Source organism: Shewanella algae, from assembly GCF_009183365.2.
Classification (GTDB): domain Bacteria; phylum Pseudomonadota; class Gammaproteobacteria; order Enterobacterales; family Shewanellaceae; genus Shewanella; species Shewanella algae.
This window is the reverse complement of sequence record NZ_CP068230.1, coordinates 4,853,594-4,872,293: the sequence shown is the minus strand read 5'-3', so window position 1 is coordinate 4,872,293 and position 18,700 is coordinate 4,853,594. Positions and strand designations below refer to the sequence as shown.

Genomic DNA, 18,700 nt, shown 5'->3' with positions numbered 1-18,700 from the left:
TATTTGTTTTTTTGTGAGTCAGGTAAAAGTTTTACTAAATCTTATCGGTTGTGGATTTTTTAAATTCCTTTTCCAGATTCGCACCTTGGTAGCGGTAAAAATCGCCTCTTAGCAGAGACGATGAATTAAGTTAGCATGATTTTTAATCAGATCAACCAGTTTGTAACTGGTTTGTTAAACCCAAATGACATAAGAGGGAATTTTTAATGAAAAAAATCGCAGTTCTTCTCAGTGGTTGCGGTGTCTTCGATGGCAGTGAAATCCATGAGGCGGTGTTGACCCTGCTGTCCCTGTCTCGCTCGGGCGCGGCTTACCAGTGTTTTGCCCCTGATATTCCTCAAATGCATGTGGTCAATCATCTCAAGGGTGAAGTCGTGGAGACTGAGCAGCGCAATGTGTTGGTGGAGGCTGCTCGAATTGCCAGGGGTGATATCAAGGCGACTTCTGAACTGAATGTGGCTGACTTCGACGGCCTGATCATTCCCGGAGGCTTCGGGGCCGCTAAAAACCTCTGTAACTTTGCCGTAAATGGCAGCAATAGTGAGATTGCCGCTCCGGTACGTGAATTTATCAGCCGTTTTATCAGTGCAGACAAGGTGGTGGGTTTTATCTGTATCGCGCCTGTGATGATCCCGAGCCTCTATGGTGAAGGGGCCAGAGGCACCATAGGGACGGACGCCGAAACCGCAGCGGCCTTTGTAGCTATGGGCGGTGAACATCAAAATGCCAAGGTAGATGAAATTGTGGTCGACAGTGAGCGCAAGATAGTCAGCACCCCGGCTTACATGCTGGCAGGTTCCATTGCCGAGGCCAATAGTGGCATTGAAAAGCTGGTGGCCAAGGTGTTGGAGCTGGCCTAAGCCTTGTCCAAGTTACTTTGAACCTATTCAAGAGGGAGCCTGAGCTCCCTCTTTTTACTGTTGCCGGCTGTGCAGAGTGACTTTGGCGTGTACAAACCTGAGCCACATAGGATTATCTTTTCCCGCGGTTGTCGAGCCAGCCTTGGGCCAGCCCGACCAAGAGTCCACCCAGATGCGCGCCGTTGGCTATCGAAAGGCCAAACACATCCATAAAGCCAAGTACCAGCCACAACAGCATAAAACCCATCAAGGCCGGTGGCAGACCTATGCCTTTCTCTGGGCTCATGCGGCCGCTGACCCAGGTATAACCCACTAGGCCATACACAACCCCGGAAAGACCGCCGAAGTTGGGACCACTGAGATAGAACTGCACTATATTGGGCAAAGTGCCGGCGACCAACAGCAGAGTCAGTAAAGGAGCAAGACCGATACGGTTTTCTATTTTGCCACCCAAGACCCACCACCAGAGTAGGTTAAAGGTGATATGCAGCGCCGAGAAGTGCAGCAGGCTCGGGGTAAACAAGCGCCAGAATTGGCTGAAACCGGCATCCGAAGTGGCGCCGAAGAAGGCCAGGGCTTCGAATACTTGATTGCCGTAGCCCAGGTTCATGGCTGCGAAGATAGCTATGCAGACCAGTAGAATGATCAGCGTCAGCGGTCCGGCGCCGGTAATGAATTGACTCAGCAGTTGCAGCGATGGCGCGCCATAGTCAAAGCGGATTCGGTTGTCGCCATGATCCCAAGAGGCCTGCAAGTACTTGGGGTTTAACGGATCTTGGACAAAGTCGAGAAACGCTTTGCGCCCCTTGGCTTGGTCTGTGTCCTCGATAACATGGATGGCCACCCCCTGTTCCAGATGTGTGATGCGACAGGGGATCCCTTCACCCTTGAGGTAGTCTACCAGCGCCTGGGCAGCTCGTTCATTGGGGAGGCGGCCGATTTCCATGTCTCAGTCCTTCGGCCAGGCAGCGAAACCGCCATCCAGGCTGTAGACCTCATCGAATCCTTGATGTTGCAGATATTCCGCTGCGCTTTGGCTGCTGATGCCATGATAACAGCAGACAACCAAGGGCTTATCCATATCGGCGTCCCTGAGATAGTCGGCCAGATTGTCATTGCCGAGGCGGACGGCTCCTGGAATATGGGCCGTCTCAAAACTGGCAGGATCGCGAATATCGACTATCTGCAACTCGGCATCTTCGGCCATCATTTGCTGGAGTTGAACGACAGAAAGGTGTTGGTAACTGGACATACTTTGCCTGTAAAAGAGGTGATGCTTGTTAACAGTGTGCATCAGGGCGCTGCATGAGTACAGCGCCCTGTTTGAGGATCAATCCCAGCTGAGAATGACCTTGCCGGATTGACCTGAGCGCATGGCATCGAAGCCCTGCTGGAAGTCATCCACCTTGTAATGGTGGGTGATAATAGGCGCAATATCCAATCCGGACTGGATCAAACTGGCCATCTTGTACCAGGTTTCAAACATTTCCCGGCCATAGATGCCCTTTATCACCAACCCCTTGAAGATGACCTTGCTCCAGTCTATGGCCATATCGCCACCCGGGATCCCCAACATGGCAATTTTGCCACCGTGGTTCATGGTATCCAACATGGAGTGGAAGGCCGATGGCACACCGGACATTTCCAGGCCGACATCGAAGCCCTCTGTCATGCCGAGCTCACTCATCACATCTTCGAGTTTTTCCTTGGCCACATTGACGGCTCGGGTTGCTCCCAGCTTGCGCGCCAGTTCCAGACGGTATTCGTTGACATCTGTGACAACTACGTGGCGGGCACCGACATGGCGACAAACCGCGGCGGCCATAATGCCTATGGGGCCGGCTCCGGTGATCAGCACATCTTCACCGACGAGATCAAACGACAGCGCTGTGTGTACCGCATTGCCAAAGGGGTCGAAGATAGCGGCCAGATCGTCGCTGATATCATCGGGGATCTTGAAGGCGTTGAAGGCCGGGATCACCAGATATTCGGCGAAGGCGCCTTCGCGGTTAACCCCAACCCCCACTGTGTTACGGCACAAATGAGTACGGCCACCACGGCAATTACGGCAGTGACCACAGGTGATATGACCTTCGCCTGACACTCGGTCACCAATATTGAAGCCACGAACTTCCTGACCCATATCCACAACTTCGCCGACATATTCATGGCCGACAACCATAGGAACCGGGATGGTCTTTTGTGACCACTCATCCCAGTTGTAGATATGCACATCGGTACCACAAATGGCGGTCTTGCGAATCTTGATCAGCAGATCGTTATGGCCCATTTCAGGTTTGGGCGCGTCTACCATCCAGATGCCTTGTTCAGGCTTGAGTTTACTCAGTGCTTTCATCATGTTACTCCATGGGATAGGTATCAGATGATACCCATCTCCTTACCGATTCGGGTGAAGGCTTCGATGGCCTTGTCCAGCTGTTCACGGCTGTGAGCCGCCGACATCTGGGTACGGATACGGGCCTGTCCCTTGGGTACTACCGGGAAGGAGAAGCCGATGACATAGATGTTTTCCTGCAGCAGGCGGTTGGCGAAGTCACTGGCCAACTTGGCATCACCCAGCATGACCGGCACTATGGCGTGATCGGCACCGGCCAGGGTGAATCCGGCTGCAGCCATTTTTTCACGGAAATAACGGCTGTTTTCCCATACCGCTTCGCGCAGTTCCTGGCCCTCTTTGAGCATCTCCAACACCCGAATCGAAGCGCTGACGATGGAAGGCGCCAGTGAGTTGGAGAAAAGGTAAGGGCGTGAACGCTGACGCAGCCAATCGACAACTTCTTTGCGGGCCGCGGTGAAGCCGCCGGAAGCGCCGCCCAGCGCTTTACCCAGGGTGCCAGTGATGATGTCGATACGCCCCATCACATCGCAATATTCGTGGGTGCCGCGGCCGTTCTGGCCGATAAAGCCAACGGCGTGGGAGTCATCGACCATGACCATAGCGCCGTATTGGTCGGCGAGGTCACAGATACCCTTGAGGTTGGCAATAACCCCATCCATGGAAAACACCCCATCTGTCGCTATCAAGATATGGCGGGCACCGGCATCGCGGGAGGCGATCAGTTGGGTTTCCAGGTCGGCCATATCATTGTTGGCGTAGCGGAAACGCTTGGCCTTACACAGGCGGACACCGTCAATGATAGAAGCGTGGTTCAGGGCATCCGACACTATGGCATCTTCCGGGCCCAGCAGGGTTTCAAACAGACCGGCGTTGGCATCGAAGCAGGAGGAGTAGAGGATGGTATCTTCCATGCCGAGAAACTCGGACAGATTGGCTTCCAGCTGCTTGTGAATGTCCTGGGTTCCGCAAATAAAACGTACCGAGGCCATGCCGAAGCCATGGTCTGCCAACCCGGCCTGCGCCGCCTTGATCAATTCAGGGTGATTGGCCAGGCCCAGGTAGTTGTTGGCGCAGAAGTTGATAACTTCTGCTTCGTTGACGCGAATGGCCGGTTGCTGCGGAGAAACTATTACACGCTCGCTCTTGTACAGGCCTTCGGCCTTGACGTCGGCAAGCTGTTGGTTGATCTGATCGTAGAATGAGGTAGATGCCACCTTAAGTCTCCTTGATTGGATTATTCTGTTTATTGGAGTGGTGGCATTTTAACCCTAAAGCCAATGGCTCAACACTCTTTTTTAAGCTGAGCCGACAGGGATAAATCAGATTAGGGCTAGTGCTTGTTTCAGATGAGAAAAACTAAGGAAGTAGAGAAGGAGAAAGGCACCTGAATGACAGATGCCCAAGGCTGCAGCGCTAGTCTTGCTGGTGAGCCAAAGTTTGGTAGTGCTGCTCCAGGCGCTCGAAGGTCGAGGTGGAACTGGGAGTGGCATAGGCCTTGAAGATCATCAGCACCCTGAGCAGGCCTTCATAGAGTGAAGACTTGGTAATATTGGCTATGCTGGATTGGGTCAGCTGATAGCTGATCCAGAAACTGACTATCATCTTGATGGTATCGGCCAGGCTGGAGATCTTGTCTTGCTCCAGCTGTAGAAAGCCATCCTGGCATAGTAGCTGCAGCACATGGCTAGAGCGGGTCAGCACCTTTTGCTGGGCTTCCAGATAGCGCTTTTTCAAGGCCTCATCGCGACTGAGGATGTCGGCCAGGTTGGCGTACATAAAGCGAAATTGCCACAGGGTATAGAACATGGCATCGAAATAGCCAATCAACAACTCGACATCGACTTGCCTGTCTTCATAGGGTTGAAACCCCAGTTCCAGATGATTTTCATACTGGGCGAAGATGCAGCGAATAATGTCTTCCTTGTTGCGGAAGTGGTAATAGAGATTGCCCGGGCTTATTCCCAGATGGGCCGCGATATGATTGGTGGTGATGGAGCGTTCGCCGTGTTCGTTGAAGAGTTCCAGACTGGCCTGGATGATTTTATCGCGGGTTTTCATCTGAGTCCTAAATGGTTGCGGCATCATCCGCAATCCGGCGAATGGCTCTTGGTTATGCTGCTTCGGGTATTATGCTAGCATTGTGACAATCCATCAGGCAAAACTCAATTATCCCGCCAATGAACCTTAGTCGTTACTCACTCTTGCTGTATCTGTTGTCACCACTCTTACTGCTGTATCTGGCATTTAGGGCCTTGAAAAGCCCGGATTACCGCGGCAGGTGGGGCGAGCGATTCGGCTTGTTCAAGGCCAAACCGACAGACCTGTTGATCCATACTGTTTCCATGGGGGAAACCCTGGCAGCAGTGCCGCTGATCAAGGCATTGATGCAAGCCAACCCTGACTTATCTGTCACGGTAACGACCACCAGCCCCACAGGTTCCCGCGAGGTGAATAAGGCATTTGGTGACACAGTGCAGCATTGTTACCTGCCGTTCGATCTTCCCTGGTGTGTGCGGCGTTTTCTGAACAGGCTCCAGCCTGCCAACCTGATAGTGATGGAAACTGAACTCTGGCCCAACTTACTGCATCAGGCCAAAAAACAGGGCGCCGGCATCATGCTGGCCAATGCCAGGTTGTCGGCCAAGTCGGCCGCCAAATACCAAAAGTGGGCCGGGCTTAGCCTGCCCATGTTGCAGCTACTGGATAAGGTAGCTGTACAGACCCAAGCCGAGGCCGAACGCTTTATCGCCCTCGGGGTTGCCGGCGACAAGCTGAGTGTTTGCGGCAGCCTCAAGTTCGACCTGCAGCTGGATCAGCACAAGATAACCAAGGCCAGAGGCGAAAGGCAGTTGTGGGGGCGCGCCTCGTCCCCGGTATGGGTTGCCGGCAGTGTTCATCCTGGGGAATTTGCGGCCATGCTGGAGTGCCATAAACGCTTGTTGGCATTGTGGCCCGAGGCTTTATTGATCATGGTACCGAGACACCCGGAGCAGTTCGATAATGCCGCCACGGCCATCAAGCAGGCCGGGTTTGCCTATGTGCGGCGCAGCAGCGGCCACGAGCTAGCTGCCGAGACTCAGGTGCTGCTAGGGGATACCATGGGGGAGCTGCTGGGGTTATATGCCTGCGGCGATCTGGCCTTTGTCGGCGGCACCCTGATCACCAATGGCGGGCATAATCCGCTGGAGCCGGCAGCCTTGGGCTTACCGGTATTTGTTGGCCCTCATCATTGGGACTTTGCCGAGATAACCCGTCTGCTGCAAGATGCCGGAGCCTTGCAATTGGTTGAAGATGCTTCCTCGCTGGCGAGTGGCATAACGGCACTGTTACAGGATAGCGATGCGAGACGCCGCGCCGCCCAAGCCGGCTTGGAAGTGGTTAGCAGCAACAGAGGAGCACTGCAGAAGCAATTGCAGTTGGCTCAGGCCTTGTTGTCAGGCACTCGCTGAGCCGCGGTAGCCTTCCAGCAGCCACTGCCAGTTCTCTTCAGTAAATTGCAGCTCGGGCTGTTTGCGTTTTTCCTTGTTGAAGGAGCGCAGCAGCCGACTGAGATTGGCCTGTTGCCAGCCATCGGCCGGGGTTCGCAACTCACCTCGGTCAAAATCAATCAGATAAAAGCCCTGGTTGCTGCTGAGAATGTTTTTGGCGTTGAGATCGGCATGGTAGACACCGCGCTGATGAAAACGGCCAATCAAGGCGCCGAGTTGTTGCCACTGTGGGCGGGACATGGCCTGTTTTTGCAGCAGAGCCACCAGATCCTCGGCACCATGAATGCGGCGGATCAGAATGTCGGCCCGGTACCAGAGCCCGAAGCGTTCCACTTTGGCGGCAATGGGTTCGGGCACAGGTAAACCTTCTTCAAAGAGTTGCTCCAGCAGCGCCAGTTCTGCCATGGCGCGGGTCTTGGTGAGGCCTGTGAACAGGTAGGCGTCTTTGCTGAACTTTTCCATCAAGCCACCGCGCCAATAGTGGCGCAATACCCATTGCTGTTTCTCATGCTCAACAAACCAGGTGGTGTAACGCCCCTTGGATGAGCCGACAATCGCTTGCTGTTGCCGCCAAAAAGATTCGTCAAACCAGGTTTCATCCAGGGCTTGTGGGGCGGCAAGGCTCAGCGCCAGGCAACCCTTGGCGGTGTTTTTAATCTGCATCGGCTATTTGTTCGTTATAAGCGTGGAACCTGGGTCTATTCTACATTAAGATCTGGGGTTTGCACCCAAGAAGCCGATTCTGTCCATGAGCCTTGACCCCGCGAAAATTCAATCTCTCTGTTTGCTGCGCCTGTCGGCGATTGGTGATGTTTGTCATGCCGTAGCCATGGTGCAGGCGATTCAGCGCCAGTACCCGCAACTGGCCATCACCTGGGTGATAGGCAAGATAGAATATCAGTTGCTCAAGCACCTGCCCGGAGTTGAGTTTGTGGTGTTCGACAAAGGCCAAGGCTGGAAGAGTTATCTCAATCTGCGGCGGGCGCTCAAGGGACGTCGCTTCGATGTGCTGTTGCACATGCAGGTGGCGCTGCGGGCTACCATAGCCTCATTGATGATCCCCGCCAAGGTGCGCATAGGTTTTGACCGGGCCAGAGCCAAAGAAGGGCAATGGCTGGTGACCAATGAACAGGTGGCTCCGCTGGCAACGCCACACGTGCTGGAAGGTTTTATGGGTTTTGCCGCCAAATTGGGAGTAACAGATTTGAGCCCCAGCTGGCATATCCCGCTGCCGGAAGAGGACAAGGCGTTTGCTCGTCAGTGGGTCGCTGATGATGACAAGACTTTTATCATCTGCCCGGCGGCGAGTAAGGCCGAACGCAACTGGTTGCCGGAGCGGTATGCCGCCGTGGCCAACCATGCGTTTGAACGCGGGTTCAAGGTGTTGCTCTGCGGTGGCCCAAGTGCATTGGAAAAACAGCTGGCTGAGGACATCAGCGCCCAGTGTCAGCAGCCGCCAACTAACTTGATTGGCAAAACATCTCTGGTGCAGTTGCTGGCTATTCTGGAGCGGGCCAGCCTGGTGTTGGCTCCGGATACTGGTCCGGCGCATATGGCGGTGACCCAAGCGACGCCGGTTATCGGTCTCTATGCCCATTCCAACCCCGGGCGCACCGGGCCATACACTTGGAAGGAATATGTGGTGAGTGCCTATGAGCAAGCGATAGCGCAGCAGTTCCCGGGCCATCAGGTTCCTTGGGGCACACGAGCCAAAGGTGAACATCTGATGGAGTTGATCTCTGTGGAGCAGGTGTGCAGCATGTTCGATCGCGTGGCCGCCGACTTTCGTCTTTGAAGTATCAGTCTATGAATAAGCCTATGACAGCCCAATCCGCAGTAAAGTTTTTGTTTGTGCCCGTGTCTTCTGCCGAAGGCATGGGTGAGTATATGCGCTCCTTGATCATCGCCGATGAAGTGAAGCGGGTTTGGCCACAGGCGGATATTCGCTTTGTTCTCAGCCGGGAAGCTCCCTACGCCAAGACTTGCCCCTATCCGGCAGATTTGCTGGCCCGGACGCCCACCAAGGAGGTCAAGGCAGTCAATGGCATTATGGATGAGTTTGCTCCCGATGTGGTGCTGTTTGACGCCTCTGGCCGTAAGTCACAACTGAGCCATGCCCACAACTTGGGCGCCAAGGTGATCTTCTTCAGTCAGCACAAGCGCAAGCGCAGCCGGGGTATGAAAGTAGGGCGCGCCAGGGTCACAGACAGCCACTTGGTCGTACAGCCTGAGTTTGTTATCGGCCCTATCGGCGCCTGGGAAAGTATCAAGCTAAAGCTAATTGGTAAGCCGGAACCTGTGTGTATCGGCCCTGTATTTACCCCGCCGGATGAAGCGCGGCAGCAGACTTTGCTGCAACAGTATGGCTTGAATGAGGGCGAATTTTTGCTGTTCAACGCCGGTTCCGGCGGCCATAAACTCAATGACAAGCTGGCAGCCGATTATTTCTTTGCCGCCGCCGAGGCTTGTTACCAAGCCTCGGGGATCCCTGTGGTGATGGTGTTTGGCCCCAATTATCCCAAGGATTTACCGCAGGCTCCCGGTGTCATAGCTATTTCCTCGTTGGCCAATGCCGACTTTATCAATTTGCTGGTGGCTTCGCGCGCGGCGGTTCTCAGTGGCGGTGATACCCTGCTGCAGGCCATAGCACTGCGTAAAAATACCCTGGCCGTTGCCGTGTCCAAAGATCAGCCGGCGCGAATTCGTGTCTGTTCAGACAAGGGGTTGGTGCTGCAGGCCGAGGCCGAACAGATGAGTTCGGCAGTACAGGCCCTGTTGTCGCCGGATATGGGGCAGAAGTTGCAACAAGCCATGGCCGCAGAACCGGACATGAACGGGCTACAGCTCACTATAGATGCGCTTAAGGCGTTGCTGGAGAATCAAGCATGACAGGCAGAAGAATCGCCATTGCCATAGACAGTCTCGCCGGTGGCGGCGCCGAAAAAGTAATGCTGACGCTGGCCACAACCTTGAAGCAGATGGGACACGAGCCTCATCTGCTGGTGCTGCATAACGACTGTCACCACGAAGTGCCCGCCGCCCTGGCGGTGCATTTCTGTTTCGATGCCAAAGAGCGCAATATCGACAGTTTCTGGCGCCTGAAATCATCGGTTGCCAGAGTGCAGAGCTGGATTGAACAACTACAGCAGCAACATGGCACATTCGAGTTGTTTCTCTCCAATCTGGACAAGACCAACCTGTTGATGACTCGCGCCTGTGTGGCGCCACTCTACTGCATAGTGCACAACTCGATTGAAGAGGAGTTGCAAAGGCAGCGCAAGTTGGGGCCATTTGCCTATCTGAGTATGCTCAAGGCCAAGAAGGCGCTCAATGGTCAGAAATTGGTGACGGTTTCCAAAGGGATCGCCGGGGAGATAACGGAAGTGGGCCGGATCAAGCCCGCTTCGGTGCAGACTATTTACAATCCGTTTGAGCTGGACAAGATCCAGGCCTTGTCACAACAAGTGCCAGCAGATATGCCGACAGGGGATTATATGATCCATGTCGGCCGTTTTGCCCGGCAGAAACGCCACGATGTGCTCTTTGCTGCCATGAAGCAGATGAAAAACCCTATGCCATTGGTATTGTTGTGTAACAACAAGAAGAAGGCACTCAAGGCGGCGCATAAGTTTGGGGTCAGTGACAGGGTGATCATCCCGGGATTCCAGACCAACCCCTACCCCTGGATCAAAAATGCCCGTCTGTTGGTGCTCAGTTCCGACTATGAAGGCTTGCCAACGGTATTGATAGAATCACTGGCTGTGGGAACCCCTGTGGTGAGCAGCGATTGCCGTCATGGCCCGAAAGAGATCTTAACCGGGGAGTTTAGCCGTTATCTGGTACCCCGTAGGGAACCTGCTGCGCTGGCCAAGGCCATGGATGCGGCGCTGAATGATTATCCGGACTGTGCTACGGCCGAGATACTGCAGCAGGTGGGTGCCAAGCGGGTTGCTGAGCAATATCTGGCATTACTCAACGGGCCGGACTCAGAGTAACAAAGATTAAAAAAGGGCTGATTCGGCCCTTTTTATTTAGGATTGTACGAACGAACCCGGCCTGCTCTCTGGCGTGCAAGGGCTATTTGCCGGAACCCGTTAACCGAGTCTGAACTTGAGGTAGCTGAAAGGCATTTTCAGCATGCGTCGCCATCCCAGAGTACTGAACAGGGCCAGTTTGGAAGCCGGAAACTTAGGGTCACAATAGTGCTGGTAGAGCAGTTGCCAGTCGAGATGACTCATCTCGTTGGGGCGCTTGCTCTTGGGGATAAAGCGCTTTATCAGACCAAGCCCAATCTGCTCAGGCTCCAGCACCAGTAGATTGGAAGCCATAAATCTATCCCACTGCTCATCCATAGCGGCATCAAAATGGTGCCTGTGCTCCAGCTTGGGCCATGCTGGATCCAGGCGTCTCAGCCAGATATCACAATAAATCTGCTCTGCATGGGGGCAGGTCAAAGGGGCGCCATGATATTGCGCCTGACCGCTTCTCGAAGGGTCGTATTCGAGATCGGCAAACAGTGGCAGGTCCCATATCTTCAACAGATCTTCCTTGAGCCCAAAGTGGAAAAAGTCACTCGGGTGCCTGACGACTCTCTGCCCTTCGGCATAACGCCGAAAGTAGCTGGTATTGACTACGACTCTTTCCTGGAAATAGCTGTCGGCGGCATTGCGGACGGGATACTTGCCCTGGGCTGCCACAAAACCCTTGCCGGTCAGGAAATTGTCCGAGCGCAGTTTGACGGCATAGCGGGTTTTTACCCGTTTGAGTCCTTCGGCGGAGGAGACAATTTGGCGGTTGAAGTTGAGTTTTTGCGGTTTGCCGGCGGCATCATAGGCCACTATGTTGCCACCTGGGTCCTGATTGAGCAGCAGCAGATCCGGCTCCAGCCCACTGCAATCCTGCCCCTCCCAGGTGGAGAGAATAATCTTGGCACCGGGCAGGTGCTCTCTGATGCTTTGCAAACACTTATGGGTAATGCCTGTTTCCTGGGCTCTTTCCTGGTAGCTTTGAACCGGGCCTTGCACTACCACTGTGATATCGCTGAAATTGATTGCCATAATTAAGCGTCTGAATTGTCGTCGAAAGGGGCCTGGCTAATCGGCTTGTGCCAGCAGGGATAGATATTCTTCAGGAACACCACAAAAAATCACTTCATCGCGTTCAATCAGATGGTAATGGATCTGCTTACCCTGACTTATCAGGTAGTTGTATAAAGGCGCTATATACAGCTCCTGCTTTTGCCACTCGCTGGCGGGCTTGGCGGCCTCCTGGGTATAGGCTGTGCAAAAATCGGCGGCATGGCGAAAGTAGTACAGACCTGTACTGCACAGATCGGAAATCGGCCTTTTTTCTGCGGTTTCAACGACGAGCGTCGAATCTACAGCGGCAGGTTTGGCGTATGACCAGTTACTGCCTTCACCCTTGAACACTTCAAGATAGCCGTCGCAATGCTCTGTGATGGCAGGAAAGCTAAAGCCCGGGCGGAAAGTATCGATATTGAAGATGGTCAGCGGGGTTTGCGGGTCGACATCCGTTAACCCCAAATAGACGGTTTCGGCCTGTCCTCGAGTCGCTTCCGTGAGCGAGACGATACGGTAATCCTTGATCCCCAGTTGCCGGCAGCGCTTTTCAACAAACTCCGGAGTGTTATAGACATCGCGCACGATAAATAGAAACGGCATGGTCGCAAAATAGCGGCTGAAACTTAGCAGCGCATGGTCAAATAGAGGCTTGCCATGGGCCGGCAGCATATACTTGGGTTCCTGGTAGCCAGCTTTGAAGAAACGGGAACTGAGTCCGGCCATGGGGATGACTATCATAATTGGGCTCCTGTGCAGCTTTGCAGGCGATCATACAGGCGATAGGCATTGCCGATAAAGCCCAATTGTCTGTCGGGTCTGTCATTGTGCAGTGGCAGCATGGACAGAAATAGCTGGATCTGCATGGCGTAGAGTTGGCTTTCGCTGACACCGAATTCACTGGCCATCAGTTGGGTGAAGTCGGCCATGATCTGTTCCCGTCTCTCTGTCACCGCAATATCGAAGTTGAGCGCTTGACCGTCGAGCTGCGTCCGAAAGTAGCCGGCGATAATGGAGTCGTACAGTCCCATCACAGAATGGGCCAGTTTGGCGATGTCGTAGAGGCTGTTGCCATATATGGTTTGCTGCTCGTCGCCGTCTATGCCGCGAGGATCTATCACCTTGATATTACAGGTGCGAAAGTCGTAGAGAATATTACTGAAGCAAAAATCACCGTGCAGCACATTGAGTTGACCACTGTCACCAGGAAGTTGCGCCTGAGTCGCTTCGGCCAGTTGATAGATGCTGGGCCTGAGTTGGCCGTTAAAAACGATGGGTTGGTGGAGATCCAGCGGCGTTTGCTTGGCAAACTCCTTGAGGCGTGAGCGGGTCTTGGCCATAAACAAGCCATCCAGGGTCGGCTTGGGTTGCGCCTTTTGACTGGCTGCATCCTTGATAAACTGGCTGCAGGCTCTGAGTATTTTACGCCAGGCAAACGCCGGCAGTTGGCTGAAGACGTACAGCTCGTTGAGCGCCGTCAGATGCAGGTATTCTATGCTGTAGCCAAAGGATTCAGTGGTTTCCTGGGTGCCGAGTAATTGTGGAATATAACTGCGCAGCGGCCCTGGCAGCTCAGTGTACCAGTTGGCCTCGGCAGCCAGTTTACGCTTTTTGTGGCTGTATTTACTGACCACCTGTCCCTGAATCGACATCTCATTGAAGGCTCTCTGGGTGGTCATTCGGCTCTTGGACTGATAGTAAGTATGACTGTGGCCGAAGTCATACCAATGCTCGAAGCGCTCGGGGGTGAGGCCTTTTTCGGCAATATAGCCGTTGAGTCCGGCGATAAAGTCCCACTTGCATTGGGTGATATGGCGGATCAGGGCTCTTGGTGCAGAAAAACTGAAAAAACCATTGGCGATCAATTCACTGGATGGTGGCTGATCACTATGGTGTTTATTGAGCATGCCGGTATCCGGATTGAATTCGGCCCAATCATAGTTGTCTTCAACTTGGCTCAGGCCGAGCAGATCCGGGGTCTGTGGCAGGGCATCGAACAAGGTGTCTCCATGCAGCACATACAAGGGTTCGGTCGTGGCAAATTCCAGCAGATTGAGGGCATAGACTATCGACTCCCCCAGACTCAAGTGAGTCGGCAGGTACAGGAGTTCTACCTGCTTTTCTGCCAATGTCTGGGTATCATAGGGTCCTGGAATAAAACCCTCTGGCAGTGTCATCACCACTCTCGCTCCCTCGGGAAGCAGGGCCAGTTGATGGTGAAACAGCCGTTTATTGCCTACCGGTAAAAAACAGGGCGGCAGTGGCCCGAATTCAGACTGGAGTTCAGATGCCACGAGTGCTGCAGAAGTTATCAGATACATGCTTGGCCCTATGCTTTGTCGTCCGCCAGTAACTCTTCTATCTGCTCCCGGCTCAACTTGGCAAATTCTGATGGTCTTATCGCCCGGTCATCAATATGGAAACCCTCATGACCACACCAAGGCTTACCCACCAGAATTTCATCGTAGGGAACCTGGTGCTTATCGAGCCAAGCGGTGATCACCGGCAGGGTATGAATATTGATCTTGCCAACATTCCCCTCAAAGGTGCGCATATTGCGAGCGGTGGAGATAACAATGTCAAACCCCTGCGCCTGATATTCACGCAATTTGGCTATCACATCCAAGCGCGGTGACACCGCGCTGTAATCCTTGCTGTCACCTTGAGTGAGGGTGCCGTCAAGGTCGACTATGAGTCGTTTCATCTCTGCCCCAATAGGATAAAAACCTTATTGTACTGTGCGAGGCCAGGCTGAGCCAGTTGCATGCGGACTTTGCACTTGCCGGCTTTGGGACTTAAGTGCCCGTATCTCTTTGGACATATCTTGCTTGAACTTGTCCAGATGGTGCACCTTTTTGATGTAGGCAATGGCTTCCTTGGCCAGAGTCTGGCGTTTGGCTTCATTCTGCAGCAACTGCTCAATCCCTTCGATGAATAGCGGCAATTTGTCGAAGCCATCCCCCAAAACTTTGCCGGTATAAATGCCGAAGCGACTGGTCAATTCATCCGGGTTTTGACAACTGACCAATAAGGTTCCGTATGACAAGGCCTCGAGAAATGACACGGGCAAGGCTTCATGAATAGAGGTATTGACCAGCAGCTTGGCATCTTTCAGCAGCTGATTTTTACGCTCGCCTTCAACGTGACCGACAAAGTGCAGGTTGGGTATGTCTTGATACTTGGCCATCACGGCGTTGTTCTCATCGGCCTGTCTATGTGCCTGCCCCAACATGTAGAATTGGTACTGTGGCATGGCTCGGGCAATTTCGGCAAACAACCAACCCGCGTTTTACTGATTCTATTCGGCCAAGGAACAAAATATTGTCTTGTTTTTGATGATAATCCGGGTCGAAATTTTCATCTATTTCAATAGGGTTGGGCAGATACTGAATCTCGGTATCGGCTGGCAGGCGATACAAGTCTTTGGCTTTTTGGTCTAAACATCTGGCCTGACTGATAAAACGAATATTGCCCGTCTTAGCGTATTGATGTACAAAATCATAGACTTGTTGATCCCAATAGCAGGGTTCTGGAAACAGCTTGACGGTATTTATTTCATCCCATTCATAAGTGGGACGTGGATCCTGAATCCAAAACAGCAACTTCTTGTTTTTACCAGGGGCCTTGCTGAATATACGATATGAGTGAGTCGTCATTTCAATAGACAGGAAGACATCATATTGCTTTTTTTTCAAGAACAAATAGTTAATAAAATCGAAAGCCCTGGCGGCTAATTTATAGACTTTGATACCGTCTATCATATGGCATTTGGGAATGAGCCTGACTTTACCACAGTCTTTTTTAAGCAGCACTTCGACATCAATATCGTCGCCGGGCAGATATTTGGCAACCAAATGACGGGCAAGAAAACCATATCCCCCAAACTTTGTTTTGGCTCCACCAAAATACTCATCAACCAGAAGTGCTACTCTTAACTTACTCATCAGACCTGACCCAAACATATTGCTGAAGACGGCATTTTAGTTAGCCAAGACAACTAATTCAAAATTTATATCTGGAATAAAGTCTTGGTGTTTTTAATAAGATAATGATGTTGCCTTTTTATTCTTAATGTTTTCTATTTGTTGTTTTTTTGGTTTGGTTTTTATCTTGTTTTTAAGGGCGTGGATACTGTAATTGTTGGTTGGGTTTCAATGCTTTCTGTCATGGTAAAATACTTTTTATTATTCTCCATGGCCGAATGCTATTCCGGGTTAATTATATCTATAGTGGATTTCGGCGTTATTTGATGTAGTACACGTAGGAAGCATCGAGGACTTATTCGTACTTTCATGAATAATAAGTCATAGGTTCAGTGGCTTATATTTCAGTATTCCGCTCGTTACATCACTCTCAATTTTATGTAGTCATAAAGGATTTCAGTGTATGGAAGCCTTAGGGAAGGTGCGAACAAGTCCTCGTGGCACTCTGGCTTTCACAGCAACCGGTTCTCTGCGTTATCCGACTTAGGCAGGCTTTCAGTCAGATGCCTTGAACGCCAATGCTGTGCAAGCCACTCTCTACAAAAGAGAAGGCCACAAGGACGTTACCAAGCACAAAAGTTGGGTAGATCTCAGGTCGTAGAGGATTGACTGGGGTTGGCTTGAGCCGTAAGCCGTTATGTGGACGCCTAATACGTATTCACAAACACAGTGCGAGCGGTTAGGATCTGGCCTCTGTATTCGAGTAATATTACGTCGGTATCCTTATGCTCACACGCGCCATCTATCCCGGAACTTTTGATCCCGTTACCAATGGTCATGCGGATCTTATTCAACGTGCCGCGGCACTGTTTTCTCACTTGGTGATAGGCGTGGCAGCCAGTCCATCCAAGCAGCCTTGCTTCACTCTGGAAGAAAGGGTCGCCATGCTAAATGAGGTGACTGCGCACCTGGATAATGTGGAGGTGGTTGGTTTTACCGGGCTACTGGTAGATTTTGCCAAAGAACAAGGCGCCAATGTACTGGTTCGTGGGCTGCGCGCGGTTTCTGATTTCGAATATGAGTTTCAATTAGCCAATATGAATCGTCGGCTCCACCCAGAACTGGAGAGTGTCTTTTTGACTCCGGCGGAAGAAAACTCGTTTATTTCATCTACCCTGGTTAAAGAGGTCGCGCTGCATGGCGGCGATGTCAGCCAGTTTGTTCATCCGGATGTTGCCAAGGCTTTGGTTGCCCGAGTCAAAAAGCAAGGAAGTTAAAGTTAATGAGAAGTCTTTTGTACAAGAGCCTGATGCTGGCCGCAGGCCTGGGTATGAGCGCTGCGAGCCATGCGGCACCTTGGGTCGATAGTTCAGACATTTATTTGAGAGCCGATATTCAGGCGCTGGCTGATGCCGGGGTGATCACGGTTCCCGTTAATACTTACCCCTTGATGTGGGCCGGTATCGGTGCCGATTTGGCCAAGGTTGAGCCGGCAACCCTCACTCCTGCGTTGACTGATGCTTTTTCCAGAGTGAATTTTTACTATCGTCAGGCGATAGAAAATCGCGGCAATGCTGTTATCAAGGCGACGGCAGCCACGGATGCCGCCCGGTTTCAACATTTTGGCTCTGACTACCGTGAAAAGGGCCAACTGAGCGCCTCATATGAATATGTCGGAGAGCGTTTTGCCTTCAAGGCTGCGGGAACCGGCGCCTATGACGCCCAGGATGATGAGAGTGCCCGTTTGGATGACTCCTACATGGCGCTGGTGCTGGGCAACTGGATAATGACTGCGGGTGCAGTGCAGCAGTGGTGGGGCCCTGGGTTTGATTCGGCTTTGCACAAGTCAAACAATGCTCGCCCTATGCCATCTATCATGCTCAGTCGTAATAATGCTGCGGGTTTTGAAACCCCTTGGCTATCCTGGATTGGCCCCTGGACCCTGACCGCAGGTGTCAGTTGGATGAATGACGACAGAGCCGTTGAAGACACACTGCTGTGGAATATGCGCGGCAGTGTCAGGCCCTTCAAACAGTTGGAAATAGGCCTTTCCTGGACCACACAATTCTGTGGAGAGGGACAGGATTGCGGCTTTGGTTCATTCTGGGATGCTATTTCCGGTGGAACCGAGTGTGCTGATGGTGACCCGAACTGCGACCCTTCAATGAATACCAAGATAGGCAACCAGATGGCGGGCTTCGACGTTCGTTATGCCGATACCCTGTTTAACGTGCCTTTTGGTCTCTATCTGGAGCGCACCTGTGAAGACTCCAGCGGTTCGGCGCCATGGCAGATTGCCGACTGCGCCGTGTTGATGGGCGCCGATACCCGCTTCAACCTGGCGCAGCAGCAATATAAGCTGTTCTTTGAGTATACGGATACTCTGGTTGCCTGTGGCGGAGATCCCAATGTGTTCAACTGTTTCTATGAGCACAGCACTTATTTGAGTGGTTCCCGTTATTACAAACGTTCCTTGGGTTCTACCTATGACAGCGATGCCAAGGTCTACGTTCTGGGCTTGGTGGGTCAATTTGCCGACAGCCATGGTATTAACGCCTACCTGCGCTATGCTCAGCTCAACAAAGACGGTAAAAACCGAAATAATGGTTGGGCCCCAAAACCCGCCAAGGAAGATCTGCTGATGTTGGAACTCAGCTATCGTATGCCCTTGCTGAAGGGGATGATGACTTTTGGTGGCACAGCTTCCCGTTCAGAGTTTGCAACTTATAACGATAACGATGCCAGTTTGTTTGGTAGTTATGAGTACAGGTTCTGAGTGACAACTGCTTAACTAAGCCGGTATAGCCGGCTTTTTTAATCCCAGCCATAAGAATGTTACCAAGTGTAGCCGGCCTAGCCGGCTTTTTTATGCTCGTAAAGAAAATGTTACCAAGTTTAATCGGAATGATTGCGTAAAAAACGGCATTGACGTAATTTGGCCTTAAGAAACTACAGTTATATTGCATCCAGACCTACTTCCTGTGTAGGTTGT

General features: G+C 52.3%; 19 protein-coding genes. 7 read left to right on the top strand and 12 right to left on the bottom strand.

Annotation, left to right across the window (positions count from 1 at the left end):
• The first annotated feature begins 206 nt into the window (after positions 1 to 206).
• Positions 207 to 860 carry an isoprenoid biosynthesis glyoxalase ElbB gene (gene elbB, locus E1N14_RS21765; RefSeq protein WP_025009069.1) on the top strand — a complete coding sequence of 218 codons (654 nt, stop codon included), beginning with the start codon at positions 207 to 209 and terminating at the stop codon, positions 858 to 860.
• Between the two features lie 112 nt (positions 861 to 972).
• On the opposite strand, the gene glpG is transcribed toward elbB, so the two are convergent.
• The 5 genes from glpG to E1N14_RS21740 form a co-directional block, all read right to left on the bottom strand.
• A complete protein-coding gene (gene glpG / locus E1N14_RS21760) occupies positions 973 to 1,806 on the bottom strand; it encodes a rhomboid family intramembrane serine protease GlpG (RefSeq protein WP_062793651.1) in 834 nt (277 codons plus the stop codon).
• Positions 1,807 to 1,809: 3 nt separating this feature from the next.
• A complete protein-coding gene (glpE, locus tag E1N14_RS21755) occupies positions 1,810 to 2,112 on the bottom strand; it encodes a thiosulfate sulfurtransferase GlpE (protein ID WP_025009070.1) in 303 nt (100 codons plus the stop codon).
• 78 nt (positions 2,113 to 2,190) lie between these two features.
• Positions 2,191 to 3,216 carry an L-threonine 3-dehydrogenase gene (gene tdh / locus E1N14_RS21750; RefSeq protein ID WP_025888990.1) on the bottom strand — a complete coding sequence of 342 codons (1,026 nt, stop codon included), beginning with the start codon at positions 3,214 to 3,216 and terminating at the stop codon, positions 2,191 to 2,193.
• Between the two features lie 23 nt (positions 3,217 to 3,239).
• Complete coding sequence (locus E1N14_RS21745) at positions 3,240 to 4,433, bottom strand: glycine C-acetyltransferase (protein ID WP_025009071.1); 1,194 nt, start codon at positions 4,431 to 4,433, stop codon at positions 3,240 to 3,242.
• A gap of 199 nt (positions 4,434 to 4,632) precedes the next feature.
• Complete coding sequence (locus E1N14_RS21740) at positions 4,633 to 5,277, bottom strand: TetR/AcrR family transcriptional regulator (RefSeq protein ID WP_025009072.1); 645 nt, start codon at positions 5,275 to 5,277, stop codon at positions 4,633 to 4,635.
• A gap of 119 nt (positions 5,278 to 5,396) precedes the next feature.
• On the opposite strand from E1N14_RS21740, the gene waaA reads away from it, so the two are divergent.
• Positions 5,397 to 6,668 carry a lipid IV(A) 3-deoxy-D-manno-octulosonic acid transferase gene (gene waaA / locus E1N14_RS21735; protein ID WP_062793652.1) on the top strand — a complete coding sequence of 424 codons (1,272 nt, stop codon included), beginning with the start codon at positions 5,397 to 5,399 and terminating at the stop codon, positions 6,666 to 6,668.
• On the opposite strand, the gene E1N14_RS21730 is transcribed toward waaA, so the two are convergent.
• Positions 6,654 to 7,370 carry a 3-deoxy-D-manno-octulosonic acid kinase gene (locus tag E1N14_RS21730; RefSeq protein WP_062793653.1) on the bottom strand — a complete coding sequence of 239 codons (717 nt, stop codon included), beginning with the start codon at positions 7,368 to 7,370 and terminating at the stop codon, positions 6,654 to 6,656. The genes waaA and E1N14_RS21730 overlap by 15 nt on opposite strands.
• Positions 7,371 to 7,455: 85 nt before the next feature.
• Here E1N14_RS21730 and E1N14_RS21725 point away from each other — a divergent pair, with 85 nt between their 5' ends.
• From E1N14_RS21725 to E1N14_RS21715, 3 genes are read left to right on the top strand one after another with little or no spacing between them, the layout of a single operon-like run.
• The gene (locus tag E1N14_RS21725; protein WP_025009075.1) at positions 7,456 to 8,502 is read left to right on the top strand and encodes a glycosyltransferase family 9 protein; all 1,047 of its coding nucleotides are present in this window, start codon (positions 7,456 to 7,458) and stop codon (positions 8,500 to 8,502) included.
• Between the two features lie 23 nt (positions 8,503 to 8,525).
• Complete coding sequence (locus E1N14_RS21720; protein ID WP_062793664.1) at positions 8,526 to 9,596, top strand: hypothetical protein; 1,071 nt, start codon at positions 8,526 to 8,528, stop codon at positions 9,594 to 9,596.
• Positions 9,593 to 10,702: a glycosyltransferase gene (locus E1N14_RS21715; protein WP_062793654.1), complete on the top strand. Its 1,110-nt coding sequence runs from the start codon at positions 9,593 to 9,595 to the stop codon at positions 10,700 to 10,702. The genes E1N14_RS21720 and E1N14_RS21715 overlap by 4 nt, the downstream gene beginning before the upstream one ends.
• Positions 10,703 to 10,801: 99 nt before the next feature.
• Here the strand turns inward: E1N14_RS21715 and E1N14_RS21710 are convergent, their stop codons facing one another.
• The 6 genes from E1N14_RS21710 to E1N14_RS22130 are packed head-to-tail and all read right to left on the bottom strand — an operon-like array spanning position 10,802 to position 15,729.
• Positions 10,802 to 11,764 carry a WavE lipopolysaccharide synthesis family protein gene (locus E1N14_RS21710; protein WP_062793655.1) on the bottom strand — a complete coding sequence of 321 codons (963 nt, stop codon included), beginning with the start codon at positions 11,762 to 11,764 and terminating at the stop codon, positions 10,802 to 10,804.
• A 36-nt stretch (positions 11,765 to 11,800) separates the two neighbouring features.
• Complete coding sequence (locus E1N14_RS21705; protein WP_025009076.1) at positions 11,801 to 12,526, bottom strand: glycosyltransferase family 2 protein; 726 nt, start codon at positions 12,524 to 12,526, stop codon at positions 11,801 to 11,803.
• Positions 12,523 to 14,079: a capsular biosynthesis protein gene (locus E1N14_RS21700; RefSeq protein WP_144128846.1), complete on the bottom strand. Its 1,557-nt coding sequence runs from the start codon at positions 14,077 to 14,079 to the stop codon at positions 12,523 to 12,525. The genes E1N14_RS21705 and E1N14_RS21700 overlap by 4 nt, the downstream gene beginning before the upstream one ends.
• Before the next feature lie 35 nt (positions 14,080 to 14,114).
• Positions 14,115 to 14,489 carry an HAD hydrolase family protein gene (locus E1N14_RS21695; RefSeq protein WP_025009077.1) on the bottom strand — a complete coding sequence of 125 codons (375 nt, stop codon included), beginning with the start codon at positions 14,487 to 14,489 and terminating at the stop codon, positions 14,115 to 14,117.
• 24 nt (positions 14,490 to 14,513) lie between these two features.
• Positions 14,514 to 15,038: a glycosyltransferase gene (locus E1N14_RS22135; RefSeq protein WP_247600979.1), complete on the bottom strand. Its 525-nt coding sequence runs from the start codon at positions 15,036 to 15,038 to the stop codon at positions 14,514 to 14,516.
• Positions 14,998 to 15,729 carry a glycosyltransferase family protein gene (locus tag E1N14_RS22130; protein WP_247600981.1) on the bottom strand — a complete coding sequence of 244 codons (732 nt, stop codon included), beginning with the start codon at positions 15,727 to 15,729 and terminating at the stop codon, positions 14,998 to 15,000. The genes E1N14_RS22135 and E1N14_RS22130 overlap by 41 nt, the downstream gene beginning before the upstream one ends.
• A 764-nt stretch (positions 15,730 to 16,493) precedes the next feature.
• Here E1N14_RS22130 and coaD point away from each other — a divergent pair.
• Together coaD and E1N14_RS21680 are read left to right on the top strand one after the other, a co-directional pair.
• Positions 16,494 to 16,985 (top strand): pantetheine-phosphate adenylyltransferase, encoded by a 492-nt coding sequence (gene coaD, locus E1N14_RS21685; protein ID WP_025009078.1) that lies wholly within the window; start codon positions 16,494 to 16,496, stop codon positions 16,983 to 16,985.
• A gap of 5 nt (positions 16,986 to 16,990) precedes the next feature.
• The gene (locus tag E1N14_RS21680) at positions 16,991 to 18,484 is read left to right on the top strand and encodes a capsule assembly Wzi family protein (protein WP_025009079.1); all 1,494 of its coding nucleotides are present in this window, start codon (positions 16,991 to 16,993) and stop codon (positions 18,482 to 18,484) included.
• The last annotated feature ends 216 nt before the right edge of the window (positions 18,485 to 18,700 follow it).